Below are 18,091 nucleotides of genomic sequence, written 5' to 3'. Positions count from 1 at the left end.
TTTCCAACACTGAAAGTTTTAGTCTAAAGACTTTAAATAACTTATAAATCGATATGTAGTAAGATAACAAAACTTCCACATCATTGTTTTACTAAAAGCCGAATTATGGGTTGGCAATCATCACATCATGATCACAAAAAATGACGTAAAACTATTACCAATATTATCGCCCTTAATTGCCATCGCCTCTGCCCTCATCATTGGTGCTATCCTCATCCTTCTAGCTGGGGCAAATCCCATCATTGCTTACACAGCTTTATTTCAAGAATCCTTCTCTACCTACTTCGGATTTGGTAACACCCTCACCAAAATGACACCCTTATTATTTACCAGCTTAGGTGTCTTAGTCGCCTTACGGGCTGGGCAATTTAATATAGGTGGCGAAGGACAAATTTACTTTGGTGCATTGGGAAGCACCTTAGTCGGGTTATATGTGCAAGGCATCCCCGCTTTGATTCATATTCCCTTAGCACTGTTCGCCGGGTTTGTTTTTGGTGCAATTTGGGGTGGAATACCCGGTTATCTCAAAGCTGTGCGGGGAGTAAACGAAGTCATCACCACCTTACTATTAAATTACATTGCAGTGAACTTAGTCAGCTACTTAGTCCAAAACCCCTTGAAAGCACCAGCCGCACCTAGTCCCTATTCACCCTTAATTGCCAAATCTGCCCAGTTACCCATCATTCTCCCCCAGAGTCTAGCCCATGCAGGCATCTTACTAGCCCTAATCACAGCCAGCATATTGTGGGTATTATTAGTGCGATCGCCTCTAGGATACCAAATTGCCGCCGTTGGTTTTAACCCCACCGCCGCCCGTTATGCCAAAATCTCTGTAGAACGTACCATCATTTTAGTCATGTCCTTAGCTGGTGGTTTAGCTGGTTTAGCTGGTGCATCAGAAGTCATGGGTTTGAAATATCGCTTATTTGAACAGGTTTCCTCCGGTTATGGATTTGATGCCATAGCGATCGCCTTCTTAAGTCGCGGTAGTATTAGTGGTGTAGTTTTAGCTTCCCTATTTTTCGCCGCCTTGCGTAGTGGTGCAAATGTCATGCAACGCAGCGCTGGCGTACCCGTGACGATAGTTTATGCTATCCAAGGATTGACCGTATTATTTATTGCTATTAGCTTGGCACTGGAGAGAGTCAAAACCCAGAGGGACGCGGAAGTTTAACGCGGAGGTACGCGGAGGTTTCTCTGCGATACTCTGTCTTGAAAAGTTTCCTACGGAGGGAAACCCTCCTACAGAACTTTTCGCTGCGCTTCCCTCCTAATTCCTCTGCGTTTAAAAATCATCAATATGAATAACCTCAACTTTTTCTCTGATTACCTCATCGCCAGCGTCACTTTAGCCGTACCTCTAGCCTTTGCGGCCCTTGGCGGAATGTATTCAGAACGTTCGGGAGTCTTGAATATAGCCTTAGAAGGGATGTTGTTGACTGGTGCTTTCACTAGTGCGGCTACTACTTTTTACACTGGTAATCCTTGGCTGGGGATGCTCGCTGCTGTGCTTTTTGGGGGATCAGTCGGTTTACTCCACGCTTTTTTATGTATAACTTTATATGTTGACCAATTAGTATCAGGATTAGCGATTAATCTAGTGGCAAGTGGATTAACATCGTTTTTAGCCAGACTGATATTTAAAGGTAGTAATAGCCAAAGATTACCGGGAATTCCCCCACTATTCCAGCAAGATATTTTTGTCTACTTGCTGCTGATGTTAGTAGCTTTGAGTGTGTATACTTTATTTCATACCAGTTTTGGGCTGACTTTGCGAGCAGTCGGGGAATATCCCCAAGCGGCGGCGACGGCTGGCGTGTCAGTATCACGGGTTAGATATTGGGCTGTAGTCCTGAGTGGTTGTTTGGCTAGTTTGGGAGGGGCTTATTTAAGCTTAGTCCAGATCAAATTTTTTACAGAAGGTATCAGCGCAGGTAAAGGATTTATTGCCATCGCTGCTTTAATCTTTGGTAGGTGGCATCCCATCGGTAGTACCCTAGCTTGTTTGTTGTTTGGTGCAACAGAAGCCTTACAGTTACGCATTCAAGCCTTGGGTGTGGATATTCCCTATCAGTTTTTAATTATGCTGCCTTATGCGATCGCTTTGTTAGCATTACTAGGGCTAGCTGGTAAATCCATACCTCCACAGGGCTTGGGTGTTCCCTACTTACCAGAAAATCATCAAGACAAATAATCCGTATCTAAGTAAAAAATGTTACCTTAATAAAATTAAGGTAATCGCTTGACTAAGTTTTTATTTACCATCATGATGTTAGCTTGATACCATTACGAGCTTGTTCCTGTCTGCCCTCAACATCAGCGTAGACACTCAACCTTGTCATGTACATTCGAGCCAGTTCGCTTCAAGCCGCATTCTGCCGCGTGAAGGCAGCCTCGTTTATCTATCGAAACAATTACCTAGAGAATATGACCTCACTTAATGTGGGGTCGTTCTTCATCATCTCAGCACTTTTCATCACCAACAATTGACAGATCACACGCTTCTATCCACATCAGTTTTGGGCATCTAGCCTTTGATTAGTAACTACTCTTATGAATCGACAACCCTTAATTTTAATTGTAGAGCAGAATCTACATGAACTAGAATTACTAGATTCCTTTTTAAAAAGTCTAAAATATAACTGCATTTGTACCAAACAAGGAATCCGGGCAGCAATTTTAGCACAAAATCATCAACCAGACCTCATCATGCTAAACATGATGCTATTAGATTTAAGTGGAAGTCAGGTGATTAACTACCTTAAACAAGATTCAAAAACAGCAAAAATCCCCATCATTGCTGTTGTCCCTTTCGTTTTGGCGCAAAATCAAGACAAACTATTTATCACAGGAGCAAGTGATTATATTACTAAGCCTTATAATTTTGGCAAATTAGAGACTTTGCTAAAGCACTATCTCAATCAACTACATTTCTCCAATTTGATTTGGGAATAGATTCCGGATTCCGGACTTCAGGTAACTGTCCCAAAACCACAATTATCCCTGTACGCCCAGTTACCAAATTAGTGTTACTCATTAAATCCAGAATGGGTTTACCAATCACTTCTTCAATGATATTTTTTAAATATGGCTTAATGATTCTATCTAAAAAAATTCGTACTTGTTCGGCTAATCTTTCATGTCCTCCATCTAGCAAGGTTCGTTCAGGTTGAGTTACAGAGTTTTCTAGAGAAATCACTAATTCTGAATCAAAAAAATGACAAATAATTTGACTCGGCCTCTGTCCTAGCTTCTCGTTATACAAAGAACTAACACGCTGCGAAATCTCTCTTTCGAGTTGTCCTATAGTTGGGTATCCCATTAGTATGTAAATGCAGTTACAACTTATTTATTGATTTATTTTGAGGAATATTTCTAATTTAGATGAGTTGATCAGCAGGAAATTTTACTCTTACACAACAATTTATGTTTATGTAATGTAACAACGCGATTTCGTCGAGCTACCATTATAACTCATTCATTATAAATTTACTATGTAACCTATATACATATTTGATGAACCAAAATTCATCAAGAATGCTTTCATATTTTATTCATATTTTGTATGCCTATCCAGGAAATAGCAAATAGTTAACAATAAAGACAAGAGTCAATCAACCTTTACTGATTTTTTCAATAATCAAATATTAGAACTCATATTTGATTTTTTTTTGCGTAGCCTGCGCTTACACATACAAAACTCAATACACTTTTATTCTTTCTTCTCAGTTCCCAGTCCCCAGTCCCTAGTTCCTTAACTCTACGAGCGATTCAGAAATCAAATTGGATGACTATATTTTTATTACCTTTATTTTTATTTTTTAGTCAAAAATTACAAAAGAGGCTTGGGTGTTAGCCAAGCCCTTACATACCAAGAGTTTACCATATGCTCAATTTAGCTTTGCTATTACTTTAGTTCATCTATCCATAGATGGTATACAAATGTCTTGACTGCATTCTGAATATTTCATCAGCCGAAAAATCACAAAATATTCGATATATAGGATATATCAGCCGACTAAAATTCGGAAATGCTGAGATGATAAAAAAGACTTGGTTTGTTACCAAGCCTCGGTTAGAAGTAGAATCTATCAAAATAATCTAATTATAGAAGTAGATAGTTACATCATTCCTGAGAGAGAATTTCCATATAATTAAACGTGCGCCTCCGTTGCAGACTCACGTTAATTAGATGTAATAATATATACAGACAAATTTGGCATAAAAAAGGTTTAGCAAGTGCTAAACCCTCATAGAAAGCAGTTATTCGACACACCTGAAACAATGTAGAACTACTTTTGATCAAGAGCATCTGCCTCAAGAGTGTATACAAATTACTATCCAACAAAAAAATCCCCCAGAAATTCTGAGGGAAATTAGAGAAGGAGCGTTTTTTCGTCAGAAAACTATGCAGGTTGAGTCTGGTTTTGCAATAGCTGGATAATCGCGGCTTTTTCCAGAATTCCTACCAATACACCATTGTCACGAATGACAGTTAAAGCAGAGAGTTTTTGTTTTTCCAGCAGTTCCACAACTTCTAATAACGGTTTATCGGAGTTGATAGTGGTGGACTGAGAGATTGGGCGCATGATTTGCTGGATTTGAGTTTCTACCCATGATGCTGTCGGGATTTTTCGTAGATCATCAAGGGCGATCGCACCTACCAATTGTCCTACATCATTGGTAACTAAAAACCGTCGCCAGTTTTGTCCTTGGACGATTTGCTCATCTGCAAACTCTCTCAAGCTGAGATTGGCAGATACAATTGGACTGTCAGTTGTTACCGCATCGGCGGCTGTTAAGCCTGTGAGTTTTTCTTGGACTCTAGCAAATTGGGCGGCGTTACCCGCATTTTGTAATAGGAAGAAGCCGACTAGTAAGTTCCAAACGTTAGCCAGACTACCAAAAAAGATTAGTGGAAGTACACCAGAAGCGATCGCTACCCAACCAAAAACCTGTCCAACTCGGCTAGCAAAGGTGACACCTTTATAGGGATTACCTGTAACTTTCCAGACAATAGCTTTTAAAATGTTACCACCATCTAAAGGTAAGCCAGGAATTAAGTTGAACAAAGCTAATGCCAAGTTGACAGAAGCTAAAACACTGAGAATTGCTGCTGATACTCCTGATGCTGCGGTGGTGATACCAATGACTGTGACGATACCACATAATATTAGACTGACTAAAGGGCCAGCGATCGCTACCCAAAAAGCTTCACCTGGGGTTTTCGATTCTTTTTCTAAACTCGCCAAGCCACCAAATATAAATAATGTGATGGATTTAACATCAATTCCTTGGCGAAGGGCGACAAAACTATGTCCTAATTCATGGGCGACGACAGAAGCAAACAACAACAGCGCTGTCCCCAACCCCAGTAAAAACGCTAACCCCCCAGGTAGTTGGGGAAATTGCGCCATTAATCCACCGCCATAACTCCAGGTAACTAAACCCAGAACTAAAAACCACGACGGATGGATATAAAAAGGAATACCGAAGAGATTACCCACGCGAATTGTGCCATTCATGTCCGTTCACCTAGAATTGCAACGGCGAGTCTTGTATGCTTTTTCGTCTCGCTGCTGTTATTGTAACGAAGTGTTAAGGGATTTTAATCTTTGTTGCGGTAGTGGTGTCCGTATGTAAAAGTGTGGTTAGCACGAGTCAAGAATCGGATTACTGTATTTGACATAGCATTGACATGAATTTGTCAAAACTTTTAACGCCAGAGTCAGTCTAAATGATCTAAATACAGCAATTCACAACTGAGTAGAGTAAAAAACTGAAAGTTCAAAGTTAGGTATTCAAGCTTTTTACTTCTGACTCCCAGATTTGGCTGTAAGTTCACCTGCTAAATTTCACATATAATTATGATGACTCTGAGAATTAATTCAGTTAGTTTATTGCTTGGGTTAATCACAATCTCGCTGATTCCCAAAATTGCTCTTGCAGATACTCCAGGCAAACATCCATTTTATCTGCACGCGCGTAGTGACCTGCGTCAGGCTGAATTGTTACTTCAACAAGCCGATGAACCTAATGTTACCCGACAAGAGAAATCAGCATCTAACTATGTTCATCAGGCAATTGTAGAAATAGATAGGGCATCTATCTTAGATCGTAAAGATGTCAATAACTCTCCTACAATCGATACTTCTTTACAACATCTAAATAAGTTTCGTAGTATATACAAACTCATCCGCAATGCGGAGAGAGACATACATCAAGAAGAAGATAACCATTCTGTTGTCTGGTTACGTAATAGCATTCAAGCTAATATTGACCAAGCTAAACGCTATGTGGAAAGTGCTGCGAGTGAAGATGTAATTGATGATTTACGTCAAAATAATTACTAGCAGCATTATCCCAAATTAATTTGCCATCAGAGGTGATTTTTGAAGAAGAATTCAGAAGCCAGAATACCCTACGGGAAGCAAGCTACAGTAGTCAGAATCAATATACCAATTTCCTTTAAATGTGAACAGCAGAGACGCTGCATTGCAACGTCTCCACATAATTTATGTGTATCATGATTAACTGGAAATGTATGTCTATACTGGCAGATTTTGAGAGCATTGCTATTAATAATCTCTACAATTAATGGATTGAATACCATTCTCGGAAATATCAACATATACTTTATGACCTACAGGACATATTTTTATGGAGTTATTTTGTCTGATTTCAATTTCTTGTGAAAGTTGGCAACTGTGAAACTGTCCTTTTTCATCAAAAGAAATATATTTTTGCTCCTGACAGTAGAAAATAGATGTTCCTGAACCAGAGCTAGAAACTTGTACAGTTGTATTTTGACCGAGAATACAAGTTGATAATGAGCCATTAGCATAAGTACTAATTGTATTTGATTCACACACAACTGAGGCTTTAGCTGGGGCAAAAAAAGTAAAATTTACAGCACATACACTTAATGAAGATGTGAATATGATCAACAGAAATGATTTATTTTTCATATAAACTTATTTTTTTATCGGTTAGTTATCTTAATTTTATGAATCTCAAGATTTAATTTCTAACAGTTAATTTACTGAAAAAAATAAATATAAATTTAAAGTTTCTCTATTCTATTTTGTCAGAAAATAAAGTTATGAAAAATATTCGTAGTACATAAATACTAAAATGTACTATACTACCATCCAGCATCCTAAAGAGACGGTGCTATGCCGAAACGCCTATTAGTCGTGGAATCTCCAGGTAAGGTCAAAAAGCTCAGTCAAATTCTGGGGACAGAGTGGATTGTGCGTGCTTCTTGTGGTCACATTCGAGAACTCAGTGATGAAGGTGAGGATTCACTGGGTTTTAGTATGGATGGTAGTAGTGTGCGATGTAATTATATACCGCGTGACCAACGCTCGAAAGAAACGATTCAGCAGTTGAAGACAGTAGCCAAACAGGTAAGCGAAGTAGTTTTAGCGACTGATCCCGACAGAGAAGGAGAAACGATCGCTTGGCATCTCAAAGAAGTACTAGGATTAAGAGAACCGAAACGAGTAGTCTATACAGAGATTACAGCCTCGGCGGTGCGGAATGCGATCGCTAATCCTCGCAAACTTGACCAGAATTTAGTTGGGGCAGGATTATGTCGAGATTGCCTAGATAAGCTCGTTGGTTATAAAGGTAGTCCGTTGGTTTGGGCTTTAAACAATGGTGCAAAGAGTGTCGGTAGAGTCCAAAGTGCCACACTCCACTTGATTTGTCAAAGAGAGCAAGAGATTCAAACCTTTGTTCCCCAAGATTACTGGAGTGTTTGGGTTGACTACCAAGAAGGTTTTCGGGCATTTTACAAGGGGATGGTGAATGGGCGTTCAGATACCGCAGAAGCAGAAACGGAAGTGCATGACGATGCGGCTAGTAATAGTACAGCAGCACCAGAATCTACCCGCGTTCTTTCCGCAGCCGAAGCCACACGTTTAGTTGAAGAAGCACGGCGACACCCCCACAAAATCATTCAATTTGAGGGAAAAATCGCCAACCGTCAACCACCCCCACCCTTTATCACCTCTACCCTTCAGCAAGCTGCCGGTTCTCGGTTAAAGTTTGCGCCGGAAAAGACAATGCAGCTAGCACAAAAGCTGTATGAAGCAGGATTGATTACATATATGCGGACAGATTCAGTGATGTTGAGTCCGGAATTTTGTACTAGCGCCCGTCAGTGGTTAGAACAGAATGATCCTGAAAATGTCCCCCAACAAGTTGCTAGACATCGGAGTAGCAAGACAGCCCAACAAGGACATGAAGCAATTCGCCCGACAGATGTGTTTCGTCCTTCTGCTCAATTGCGAGTAGAACTATTACCAGATGAGTTTAACTTGTACGTGATGATTTGGAAACGAGCGATCGCTTCTCAATGTCGTCCAGCCCAACTGCGAAAAACTTTGGTAATCATCCAATCTGGTCAAATTCTCTGGCAAGCTAGAGGGCAAGTAGTCGAATTCCTTGGTTATGCCCGGTATTGGTCAAACTTAAGCAAAGATACCCTCTTACCTACCTTACAACAAGGGCAGATACTGAATCTAGAAAACGCCGGTCATGAGAAAAAACAAACCCAACCGCCACCACGTTACAGCGAACCAAAATTAGTTCAACTGATGGAACGCAGAGGTATCGGTCGTCCCAGTACCTATTCTCCCACCATTGCCACCTTGAAAAAACGCGGTTACATCGAGCTAACCAAAGATCATCTCCACCCCACCAGTTTGGGATTAGAAGTTGATACTTTTTTACAGAAAGCCTTGCCAGATTTACTGGAGGCAGAATTTACCGCTAAGATGGAAGATGCGTTAGATGCGATCGCCCAAGGTAAGCAACCCTGGCAACATTACCTGACAACTTGGAACCAAAGTTATTTTGCCCCTGCTTTAGCCAAAGCCAAAACTGTTGTTGTTAATTCATCTCATACAACTAAAACCTATCCCTCACGCCAATACGAAAAAAGTAGAACACGCTGTCCTGATTGCCATAACTTTCTGGTGAAAATTCCCAGCACTAAAGTTAAGAAGAAATACTTTCTCAAATGCAATAGCGGATGCGAAAATACCGTCCTCTTTTGGAATGAACTAACTAAAACTTGGCAACCACCCAAAACCAAAGATGTCAACAACCAAACACAAACATCTTTCACAAAACCATCTGCCAAGTTAACAGCATATCCTTGCCCAGTATGTAAAAAACCTTTAGAAGAATACAGTTACACCAAAGACGGACAAAGCAAAACCATGCTGCGTTGTTCCACTTCTCCACCTCGAACTGATAAAAAACATCAAGATGTGGCCTACTTCAGTACGCCAAAAGGTTGGTGGAGTCCCAAGTTTGGCGAATTGAGTCTAGAGAAGAAGCCAGGGAAATCCCAAAAATAAATTATCGCCATTGATATTACCTGAATTTTAAATTTCTGAATCTATCTGAGGACATGAGCATTTAAACTGTAATCTCTTTCATAAGAGAGGTGGTTTTAGATAAAATTTTTCTTCTAATGGCGTGATAAGTCCATCTAAATTAGTCTTGATAAAAAGCTTTTTAGATTTGTCAAATATCGACAAATTTATCGTTGGATTTATCCACTCACAAAAGATAGTGGGAAAAAGTTGTATGAAATTTAAATCAGCTTCGATAATTATTACTTTGGGTGTTATTGCTAATTTATTTACAGTTAGTTTATTACCACGTCTTAGCTTAACTTCTGCCAGAATTCCTGTTAAAGACACTAACTGTCCTATCCCTACTGAGTACGAACCTGTTGTTATTACTTTCCTTAACTCCCGATGTTATAAAGTAAAATTAGAGCGTCCCCGAACTTTTTATCGCTACTACAGTGATGAGAAGTCCAATAAAGGCAGATATATCACAACTAATAGATATCAAGTAAATATAGAAGCCATTCAGAATTTGGCACTCAATCAATCATGGACTCCACCCAATCGAGCTACTAAAAGAATAAGAGTAACTTTACCAGCAGGGACGATAGTTTATGAAGGCAAAGCTGCTCCGCAAGAACCACAAAAATGTTATCCGGGTGGTGGTCAACAGACATGGTTAGAAAATCCCACAGATCCCAATATCAAGTGGTCTGAACCAGAAGATATGATTGTACAAGATTTTAGTTGTCAGTAAAATTTATGACCAGAAATATAGAAGCCTTTATCAAGCTGATTGATCAAGCTCTAGAGATTAGCGAAAAGACTCTTCAAGACAAGCAAATACAACAATCTAATTTAGAAAATACAGAGCGCTTACACAATGTAATCAATGCTCTAAAATCTATCAGAAGTAAAGCTCTAAATGGTCAACTTGAACCATCAGGAGGAATCTCAACCCTGGGGCTAGTTCGTGAAGTAGCTGATTGGATTGAGCCGTTAGATTCGCAATTATTAAAAGCCGTAGGCGCGATAGAAAAATATTACCAAACAAACTTATAGTAATCTGTTTTAATTTTTGTATCTCTCATATATGATTAACCTATTCTTGAAAAATAAAAGTAAGCTAAATCTGAGAAAATACAAAACTAAATACTTATTTTCCCTATTATTAACTACTTTGATCGGATTGAGCATAACTACTATTGCCAATTCACAACCTAGTGATAGAGATTATCTTTGGAAAAAAGTTCAGACTTGTATTAAAAATCAACAGGATAAAAATAATCCATCCCCATGCCTTTATGTTGATCTTCAGAAAAAGTATGCTGTGGCAAATGGGAGTCATCAAGTTGAATATTTATTACTGCCAACTAATAAAGTTTCCGGCATAGACGACCCCCAAATATTGAAGCAAAATTCCCCAAATTATTGGCAATATACCTGGGAAAAAGCTAATGAATATATACCCCAAAAAGAATCTAAAGTGAAATACCGGAACCAAATAGGATTAGCTATTAATTCTCAAGAATCTCGGATGCAAGATCAATTACATATTCATATGTCTTGTATTGATAAAGATGTGAGTTTCAGACTTGATAAAGCTGAACAGAATAAACAAATTACCTCACAATGGACACAAACCCCCAACATTTCTCTTAAGGGTCATCAATATAGTGTTAAAATTTTAGAAAATGATTCACTTAAATATAATAATCCTTTCCATCTGGTAGCTAAAATAGTCACTCCATCAGAAATGGGACACCAAAGTATTGCTATAGCTGGGAGAAAGAAGCAGGGATTTTATATCATCAAAGATCAATCTCAAGGTTTACATAAAGCTGCTGCGGAAGAACTGCTTGACGAAAATTGTCAAACTCAAAAATAGCTGGCGTAACTTTAGAGGTTGTTTGAAAAGTCTAATTTATTACTGATCTTGGCGACTAAAAGTCGCGGCTACACAGACAAAACCCACCTACGTGGGTTAAGAATACTTGAGCTTTTATAGGTATAAGTCCGCGTAGGCGTAAGCTTTCTCGCAGAGTAACCTAACATTTTCGCGGATTTGTTGGGTTTCACTTCGTACCCTTCTCCTGTCGGAGACGCTACCGCGAACGGTATCTTGCTACAACCCAACTTTGTATCTTATGCAGCGTGACAAACTGTAGGCTCTGGAAGCGGATCACCTACAGCTGCGTAAGCAATAATTAGCGACTCTATCGCTTCTATTCCGTTAGCAACTGCTGATTCATAAGTATCGCCATGAGTGCGCCAACGTTGTCCAGGAAAATCAGGTAATCCCACCAAAAAACAGTTATCTTCTTCAGACCACTGAATCACCATTGAGTATTTGAGCTTACTCATCAAGTTTCTTTCTATTAAAAAATTAAAAAACTACCAAGTTGGATCGCTAAACAAGTGAATTGTTAATTCTTCGCGTCCGGCTGGTACAGATGCAATGCAAGCCCGGAGACTATCTCCATCTTCAAGTTCTACAGTGCAAGCAAAACAGGAACCCATCAAACAACCAGTGGGAATAAATACCCCAGCCCGATCGGCTACATCTAACAGAGGTTCTCCCACTTGGGCATCAACGGTGATGTCATCTGGCAAAAATCGGACGCGAATACTCATGAAATACCAGCCTTGCTAGGGCAAAAAGGGCGTTATATCCAAATGATTTTCTACTTCCGTAGCTAGACTATCTAACATTTGCTCTCGCTGTTCTCGGTAGTTAGCCACGCCTGTCGGCAAAGATTTTAAACCTCGTTGTTGACGGAGACGATTTAACCAAGCACGTCGCCAAGGGCCATTATCAAATAGTCCGTGGAGGTAACTGCCCCATACTGATTGACAGCTATCCACCAACCCTAAGTTAACATCATCAAATAGAGGTTGGAAGGCTTGGTTATCTGCTTGTTGTTCTACACGCGATCGCCCTTGATGAATTTCAAATCCGTTGACAGGCAAACCCATCTGGGGAAAATTAGAGGTAACTTGCCGTTGACGAGCAATTTTTTGCCCTGTAATCACAGTTCTAATGGGTAACAGATTTAAGCCTTGATATCTACCAGCTTGTCCTTCGATACCTTCCGGATCAGCGATGATTTGCCCTAAGATTTGGTAGCCGCCACAAATACCTAAAACTGTCCCGCCAGATGCTGCATAATTTTGGATCGCTTCTGCCATGCCGCTTTTTTGCAGTAGGATTAAGTCGGCAATTGTGGTTTTAGTTCCGGGGATAATTACGGCATCTGGGTGTCCTAAATCATGTTTGGGACTGATGTATTTAACTGAGACAGTGGGTTCTGATTCTAGAGGATCAAAGTCAGTGAAATTAGCGATTCTGGGTAGACGAATCACAGTGATGTTGAGATCCGTCTGTGCTTTTTGGGGTTTCCTCTCCATTAAATCGAGAGAATCTTCAGCTGGGAATAGTTCTTGTAAATAGGGGATAACGCCAACAACAGGGATACCAGTACGTTCTTGTAACCATTTGATTCCTGGTTCTAGAAGCGATCGCTGTCCGCGAAACTTGTTGATGACAATACCTTTAATCAGTAGACGTTCGTCTGGTTCTAGTAACTCCAGTGTACCGACTACATGAGCAAAAGCCCCGCCACGGTCAATATCAACTACTAATATAGTTGAGGCATTTAAATGTTTTGCCACCCGCATATTAGTTAAGTCGCGGTGCTTGAGGTTGATTTCTGCTGGACTACCTGCACCTTCGCAAACAATTAAATCAAATTCCGTACCTAAGTGTTGTAAAGATTCTTCAATTGCTCGCCAACCTATTTCAAAATATTGTTCGTAGTAGTCAGCAGCGTTAACTTTACCTACAGGTCTACCCCTGATAATAACTTGAGAGGTCATATCACCTTGAGGCTTGAGCAAAATTGGATTCATTTCTACCCAAGGTACAACTCCGGCGGCCCAAGCTTGCACCGCTTGAGCATAGCCAATTTCTCCCCCGTTGGCTGTAACATAGGCATTTAAAGCCATATTTTGTCCTTTAAAGGGAGCCACTCGCCAGCCACGCCGCGATAAAATACGACAAATAGCTGTAGTTAAGAGTGATTTCCCTGCGTGGGATGTAGTTCCCACTACCATAATTGATTTCATAGCCACTTTTAGTTATTCAGAATAGGGAGTGAGATATAGCAATCTGAGTTGATGTTGCAACTGATTTGCTTAGGTAGGAAATAGGGAATAGGCAATAGGCAAGAGGTAAGAATATTTTTCAATTTATCTGGAGTGGTTTACCTCATATCAATACAATTTTTTATATTAGTGTGGCTCTAAACCCACAACTAAAGTTTTTCTCAAGTAAGTTAGCACAACAAAATAGGCTAAAACCTTTATCTTTATTGCCTATTGCCTGATTCCTATGAAAATTCTTAACGCTGACTTACTTAATCTGATTTCCTTGTGCCTCCTGCTTAGTTTTGTAAAGACTTAATAAAAGGTTTGATGTTTCCCCGTATGTATTGTTCCCCAGAACTTCACAATGCTAACTCTAGGTTTGTAGATTCTAAAAGGGTAGTCTAAACCAATAGATCACTGCATTATAAAAGCGATCGCTCCATGAAGGTGTAGGTAAATTCTTTCCTTGGTATTGTTCTATGAGTTGGTGTCCCAAGGGTGTAAGGCGAAAACTATCTGTAATCCCTTGTCCATCAACTTCCCGCCGCAATACCCCAACTTGAATTAACCATCCCAACTCATGATCACAAGCTAATTCTGACAATGGGCTTTTAGTGTAGCCATGCTGGAGACCATTGTTAAGTGCGATCGCATTCAGAGAAACACTCTGCTGACGCATGGTTGCAAATAAACTGATCTCGAAGGGAGAACAAATTAGCGATCGTCTAGCCCTGTCAATTGTCTTTGCAGTGTAAGTAAAAGCCTTAGAGTTTTGAGAATCAATTTCAGTCATCAGGTTTAATTTGTAATTGGTCATTGGTCAATAGTCAATAGTCATTAGTCAATAGTCAATAGTCAATAGTCAATAGTCAATAGTCAATAGTCAATAGTCAATAGTCAATAGTCAATAGTCATTAGTCATTAGTCAATAGTCATTAGTCAATAGTCATTAGTTACCACTAGCACTCCCTACTCAGCACGGGCTAAACGCCCCGCTTCCGCTAACAGCACTCCCTCACTCCTTCACTCCCTACTCCCTTCTTTTTCAAGATTGTCATGAAAATATTGTAAATTATTGTAAAATTTCAAAGTCATCAAAAATCTGAAACAGGAAAGGTTCATTATGCCTCTAGCAGTTGGTACGGATGCACCTGCATTTACCGTCAAAGATACTAACGGCAACACCGTTTCGCTAGCTGATTTTGCTGGGAAGACAGTAGTATTGTATTTTTACCCCAAAGATGACACCCCAGGCTGCACGAAGCAAGCTTGTAGTTTCCGGGATGCCCAAGCTGATTATCAAAATAAAGATGTGGTTGTCTTGGGAGTCAGTGCCGATGATGAAGCTTCTCACCAGGCATTCACTCAAAAATATAATTTGAATTTTCCCCTGCTAGCTGACACCAACCAAAGCTTAATCAAAGCTTTTGATGTCGATGGTGGCGGCTATGCCAAGCGTGTCACTTATGTGATTGACCCCAATGGCAAAATCATTCATGTTGATGCGAGTGTCAATACAACCACTCACGCTAGCGATGTTCTATCTGTGCTAGGACTATAGCTCAAACGGTTGAGTGAAGTTTTTACTATACCCTAACTCCCTTGAAAAAGAGGGGAATTTAGATTTAAATTCCCCTTTTTTCAGAAGATAGACTGGATTAGATGGGTTTTCTGCGTTGTAGCCAGTGGTGTAGATTTAGGGTGATCTTCAATTATGAGGGTTAAGCATGGTCATATCCAAAGCGATCGCCTATTCTCTTAACTCTCTATCTGCAAAGGCAAAGTTACAGTGAAAGTGGAACCCACTCCTACTTCTGAAACCAGGCTGATTTCCCCTTGTAAGAGTTTAACTAATCGGGAAACTATTGCTAAACCCAAACCAGTGCTGTCGGGAAGGTAGGGACGCTCTTTAGAACTAACACGATAATATGGTTCAAATACCTTGGCTTGATCTTTTGGAGGAATACCAATCCCTGTATCGGCAACAGCGATCGCCCACTTGTGATCATCTACTACCTGACACACTATACTAATAGTCCCTGATTCTGTATAACGGATGGCGTTGCTCACAAGATTTGTGACAATCTGTTGCAATTGAAAGGAATCTGTGATTACTTCTGGTGGTGCGTCTGCCAAATCCACCACAATGGCTAAATTTTTCTCGGCTGCTAGGGGTTCCAACATTTCGCAGACATTGTTGATTAATTCCTGAATGTCAACTGGTGCTGGTTGAAATTGAATTTTTCCCGCCTCATACCGTGAAAGTTCTAAGACATCATTGATTAGGCGTAATAAATGTCTACCATTACGTAATACACGTTCAATGTGTTCTATGTTGACAGGTGTGTCTTTCTTGATAGCTTGCCTTTCTTGCTGTCTTAAAAATAAATCTGAGTAACCAATAATTGCTGTTAAGGGATGCTTGAGTTCGTGGGCTAATTGTGAGAGTTTATCTTGATTGGCATTAACTAAGCGTGTGAGTTCTTCGTTATGCAACGCCAGAGAAGCTTGCAGATGTTGTAATTCTCGTAGACGTTCCCCAACATAGCTATGAAAACATCTAGCGATCGCCTCGTCAATCACAGCGTCAATTAAACGCATATAACGGACAACTTCCGCAGGTGTTCCCTGTAATAAATCTTCTTCTAGAGTATCAAATACTACTTTTCTTAACAACCTGTATTCACGGGCAATTTCTGAAGGATCATATCCCTGTTCAGCCCGGAGTAACCCATGCTGCCAACTTGCTTTCACAATTGATTTAATATCCCCATCTTGAGATGGCGATAGGACTTTCACCATTGCCTTAAACACATCAGGAATATGGTTTTTAATCGCTGTGTAGGATAAGTCATCAGAACTTTCTATCTGCCTATCCTCACGAACAGCTAAAACCCATTTGGCGATGATACCGTTAGTATTTTCAGCCAGTAATTGACTAAAATCCATTATTTTAAATTCGCCTGCGAGATAAAAGAATTTAGTTCTGTATGAAATTAGTTTAACGAGGCTAGTGACCTTTAGCGCAATAAGTTATAAATTTCACCTGCCCAATGACATAAATTTTTGATAAAGGGGACAAAGGAACAAGTCGGAGGTATAGTTTTGTAACGAAGATGTAAATCCCACGCCTACATCCCCAATGAAAAGATTTGATTCATTCTATCTATAAGTATAAATTTTTAACATAGGAATCTTTTTCGGAAATGGAGATTGTTTTTACTCGGTAAATATGTTATTGTTTCTTTACTATTATCTATAAGAGTAAGTCAGCCTAATCCAACCAACTACAGTGTGTAGAGTTGGAGCGGAGGAACCATATTGTGGGGCGTATCTCAGAGAAAAGTGTTAACTAAAGAGTCAGAGTGAAAGTCAAGCAAAAAGTCTAACTCAGCACTCATAACTCATTACCGGCTAAACGCCGCGCTACCGCTAACAGCACTTTTAGTAGAGAAGGGCATCTCTCAGCCCTAGCCCGTCAGCTAACTTCGTAGGCATTGAGAGGAGACTGAAGAGACAGCATTTTTCTAAATGTTTAGTTCTCATCAGTGTCCGAGGCTGGTACTGCTCGTCTTTTTGTACCTGTACTTAGCTCTGTTGGGGTTATCAGCGTGTTTCAATTAAATTTAGCAGCGATCGCAGCTGTTGCTAGTCAAGCTGCGTGGAAAAAAGCCAAGCCTGTAATTGTCAAGGATGTAGTCTTACTACCTATTTTAGGATTTCTGGGGATTATTTTGTTGTGGTGGGTTGTTGCCCTACTCAACCGGGAACTGATGCCCACACCACCAGAAGCATTGGTAGCCAATTTAGACTACATCTTGCACCCATTCTATCAAAGAGGCCCTGGTAACTTGGGCATTGGCTGGTTGTTGATGGCTAGTTTACGCCGAGTACTACTGGGTTTTCTCCTGGGTGCTGTAGTGGCGATTCCTTTGGGATTTTTGATTGGGATGTCTAAACCTGCAATGTTAGCCCTCAATCCCATCATTCAGATTTTCAAACCAGTATCACCTTTAGCTTGGCTACCAATTGCTCTAGCTATCTTCAATTTGGCAGATCCCTCAGCTATTTTCGTCATTTTTATCACATCACTCTGGCCGACAATTATTAACACTGCCTTGGGAGTAGCCAGCGTTCCCAAAGATTATTTAGATGTCGCACGAGTACTAGAAATACCCCGTTGGCGAAGGATTACCAAAATTATTTGGCCTGCCAGTTTACCGTACATTTTTACAGGCTTGCGAATCAGTCTAGGGATTGCCTGGCTAGTCATCGTTGCCGTAGAAATGCTGACAGGTGGTGTAGGCATTGGCTTCTTTGTCTGGGATGAATGGAGTCGTTTAAACCTGAGTTCAGTTTTCCTCGCCGTCTTCGTCATTGGCGTAACCGGATTAATCCTAGATTTCGCAGTTGGCAAAATTCAAGAATTAGTAACACATCGTCCGACAACGGCTAAATAGGGAATAGTCAATAGTTATTGGTCAATAGTCAATAGTCAATAGTCATTGGTCATTGGTAAAACTATTACCCATTACCCACCACTCAGCACGAGCTGAACGCCCCGCTACCGCTAACAG

At 40.2% G+C, this 18,091-nt stretch carries 18 protein-coding genes and 1 riboswitch; of the genes, 10 read left to right on the top strand and 8 right to left on the bottom strand.

Annotated features, from left to right (window positions below):
• The first annotated feature begins 127 nt into the window (after positions 1 to 127).
• The 3 genes from FD725_RS03145 to FD725_RS03135 all read left to right on the top strand — a co-directional run bounded on the left by FD725_RS03145 (position 128) and on the right by FD725_RS03135 (position 2,955).
• Positions 128 to 1,174 carry an ABC transporter permease gene (locus FD725_RS03145; RefSeq protein WP_179046777.1) on the top strand — a complete coding sequence of 349 codons (1,047 nt, stop codon included), beginning with the start codon at positions 128 to 130 and terminating at the stop codon, positions 1,172 to 1,174.
• Positions 1,175 to 1,300: 126 nt separating this feature from the next.
• Positions 1,301 to 2,194 (top strand): ABC transporter permease, encoded by an 894-nt coding sequence (locus FD725_RS03140; protein ID WP_179046776.1) that lies wholly within the window; start codon positions 1,301 to 1,303, stop codon positions 2,192 to 2,194.
• 359 nt (positions 2,195 to 2,553) lie between these two features.
• A complete protein-coding gene (locus tag FD725_RS03135) occupies positions 2,554 to 2,955 on the top strand; it encodes a PleD family two-component system response regulator (RefSeq protein ID WP_179046775.1) in 402 nt (133 codons plus the stop codon).
• On the opposite strand, the gene FD725_RS03130 is transcribed toward FD725_RS03135, so the two are convergent.
• Both FD725_RS03130 and FD725_RS03125 read right to left on the bottom strand, forming a co-directional pair.
• Positions 2,918 to 3,322: a DUF2294 domain-containing protein gene (locus FD725_RS03130; RefSeq protein WP_179046774.1), complete on the bottom strand. Its 405-nt coding sequence runs from the start codon at positions 3,320 to 3,322 to the stop codon at positions 2,918 to 2,920. The two genes, FD725_RS03135 and FD725_RS03130, sit on opposite strands and share 38 nt — an antisense overlap.
• 1,084 nt (positions 3,323 to 4,406) lie before the next feature.
• Positions 4,407 to 5,525 (bottom strand): site-2 protease family protein, encoded by a 1,119-nt coding sequence (locus tag FD725_RS03125; RefSeq protein ID WP_179046773.1) that lies wholly within the window; start codon positions 5,523 to 5,525, stop codon positions 4,407 to 4,409.
• A gap of 342 nt (positions 5,526 to 5,867) precedes the next feature.
• Here FD725_RS03125 and FD725_RS03120 point away from each other — a divergent pair, with 342 nt between their 5' ends.
• Positions 5,868 to 6,353, top strand: coding sequence for a hypothetical protein (locus tag FD725_RS03120; protein WP_179046772.1), 486 nt, complete (start codon positions 5,868 to 5,870; stop codon positions 6,351 to 6,353).
• A 225-nt stretch (positions 6,354 to 6,578) separates the two neighbouring features.
• Here FD725_RS03120 and FD725_RS03115 read toward each other — a convergent pair whose 3' ends face one another.
• Positions 6,579 to 6,968, bottom strand: coding sequence for a hypothetical protein (locus tag FD725_RS03115; protein WP_179046771.1), 390 nt, complete (start codon positions 6,966 to 6,968; stop codon positions 6,579 to 6,581).
• Positions 6,969 to 7,175: 207 nt separating this feature from the next.
• Here FD725_RS03115 and topA point away from each other — a divergent pair, with 207 nt between their 5' ends.
• The 4 genes from topA (at position 7,176) to FD725_RS03095 (ending at position 11,256) form a co-directional block, all read left to right on the top strand.
• A complete protein-coding gene (gene topA / locus FD725_RS03110) occupies positions 7,176 to 9,371 on the top strand; it encodes a type I DNA topoisomerase (RefSeq protein ID WP_179046770.1) in 2,196 nt (731 codons plus the stop codon).
• A 232-nt stretch (positions 9,372 to 9,603) separates the two neighbouring features.
• Positions 9,604 to 10,125: a hypothetical protein gene (locus FD725_RS03105; protein WP_179046769.1), complete on the top strand. Its 522-nt coding sequence runs from the start codon at positions 9,604 to 9,606 to the stop codon at positions 10,123 to 10,125.
• A 5-nt stretch (positions 10,126 to 10,130) separates the two neighbouring features.
• Positions 10,131 to 10,430, top strand: a complete 300-nt coding sequence (locus FD725_RS03100) for a hypothetical protein (RefSeq protein ID WP_179046768.1) — start codon at positions 10,131 to 10,133, stop codon at positions 10,428 to 10,430.
• Positions 10,431 to 10,557: 127 nt separating this feature from the next.
• A complete protein-coding gene (locus FD725_RS03095) occupies positions 10,558 to 11,256 on the top strand; it encodes a CDP-diacylglycerol diphosphatase (RefSeq protein ID WP_179046767.1) in 699 nt (232 codons plus the stop codon).
• A 257-nt stretch (positions 11,257 to 11,513) separates the two neighbouring features.
• Here FD725_RS03095 and FD725_RS03090 read toward each other — a convergent pair whose 3' ends face one another.
• The 4 genes from FD725_RS03090 to FD725_RS03075 form a co-directional block, all read right to left on the bottom strand.
• Positions 11,514 to 11,732 carry a type II toxin-antitoxin system HicB family antitoxin gene (locus tag FD725_RS03090; protein ID WP_179046766.1) on the bottom strand — a complete coding sequence of 73 codons (219 nt, stop codon included), beginning with the start codon at positions 11,730 to 11,732 and terminating at the stop codon, positions 11,514 to 11,516.
• A 30-nt stretch (positions 11,733 to 11,762) separates the two neighbouring features.
• The gene (locus tag FD725_RS03085) at positions 11,763 to 12,002 is read right to left on the bottom strand and encodes a 2Fe-2S iron-sulfur cluster binding domain-containing protein (protein ID WP_179046765.1); all 240 of its coding nucleotides are present in this window, start codon (positions 12,000 to 12,002) and stop codon (positions 11,763 to 11,765) included.
• A gap of 15 nt (positions 12,003 to 12,017) precedes the next feature.
• On the bottom strand, positions 12,018 to 13,493 hold the full coding sequence (cobQ, locus tag FD725_RS03080; protein ID WP_179046764.1) for a cobyric acid synthase CobQ: 1,476 nt from the start codon (positions 13,491 to 13,493) through the stop codon (positions 12,018 to 12,020).
• A gap of 409 nt (positions 13,494 to 13,902) precedes the next feature.
• Positions 13,903 to 14,307, bottom strand: a complete 405-nt coding sequence (locus FD725_RS03075) for an Npun_F0494 family protein (protein ID WP_179051397.1) — start codon at positions 14,305 to 14,307, stop codon at positions 13,903 to 13,905.
• 330 nt (positions 14,308 to 14,637) lie between these two features.
• Here FD725_RS03075 and FD725_RS03070 point away from each other — a divergent pair, with 330 nt between their 5' ends.
• The gene (locus tag FD725_RS03070; protein WP_179046763.1) at positions 14,638 to 15,075 is read left to right on the top strand and encodes a peroxiredoxin; all 438 of its coding nucleotides are present in this window, start codon (positions 14,638 to 14,640) and stop codon (positions 15,073 to 15,075) included.
• Positions 15,076 to 15,272: 197 nt separating this feature from the next.
• On the opposite strand, the gene FD725_RS03065 is transcribed toward FD725_RS03070, so the two are convergent.
• On the bottom strand, positions 15,273 to 16,463 hold the full coding sequence (locus tag FD725_RS03065) for a sensor histidine kinase (RefSeq protein ID WP_179046762.1): 1,191 nt from the start codon (positions 16,461 to 16,463) through the stop codon (positions 15,273 to 15,275).
• Between the two features lie 312 nt (positions 16,464 to 16,775).
• A riboswitch (cyclic di-AMP (ydaO/yuaA leader) is annotated at positions 16,776 to 17,026 on the top strand.
• Positions 17,027 to 17,125: 99 nt separating this feature from the next.
• On the opposite strand from FD725_RS03065, the gene ntrB reads away from it, so the two are divergent.
• Positions 17,126 to 17,974 (top strand): nitrate ABC transporter permease, encoded by an 849-nt coding sequence (ntrB, locus tag FD725_RS03060; protein ID WP_179046761.1) that lies wholly within the window; start codon positions 17,126 to 17,128, stop codon positions 17,972 to 17,974.
• The last annotated feature ends 117 nt before the right edge of the window (positions 17,975 to 18,091 follow it).

The organism is Nostoc sp. TCL26-01, assembly GCF_013393945.1.
Lineage (GTDB): Bacteria > Cyanobacteriota > Cyanobacteriia > Cyanobacteriales > Nostocaceae > Trichormus.
Note: the sequence above shows the minus strand (reverse complement) of the source record. Positions and strands in the feature narration are given on the sequence as shown.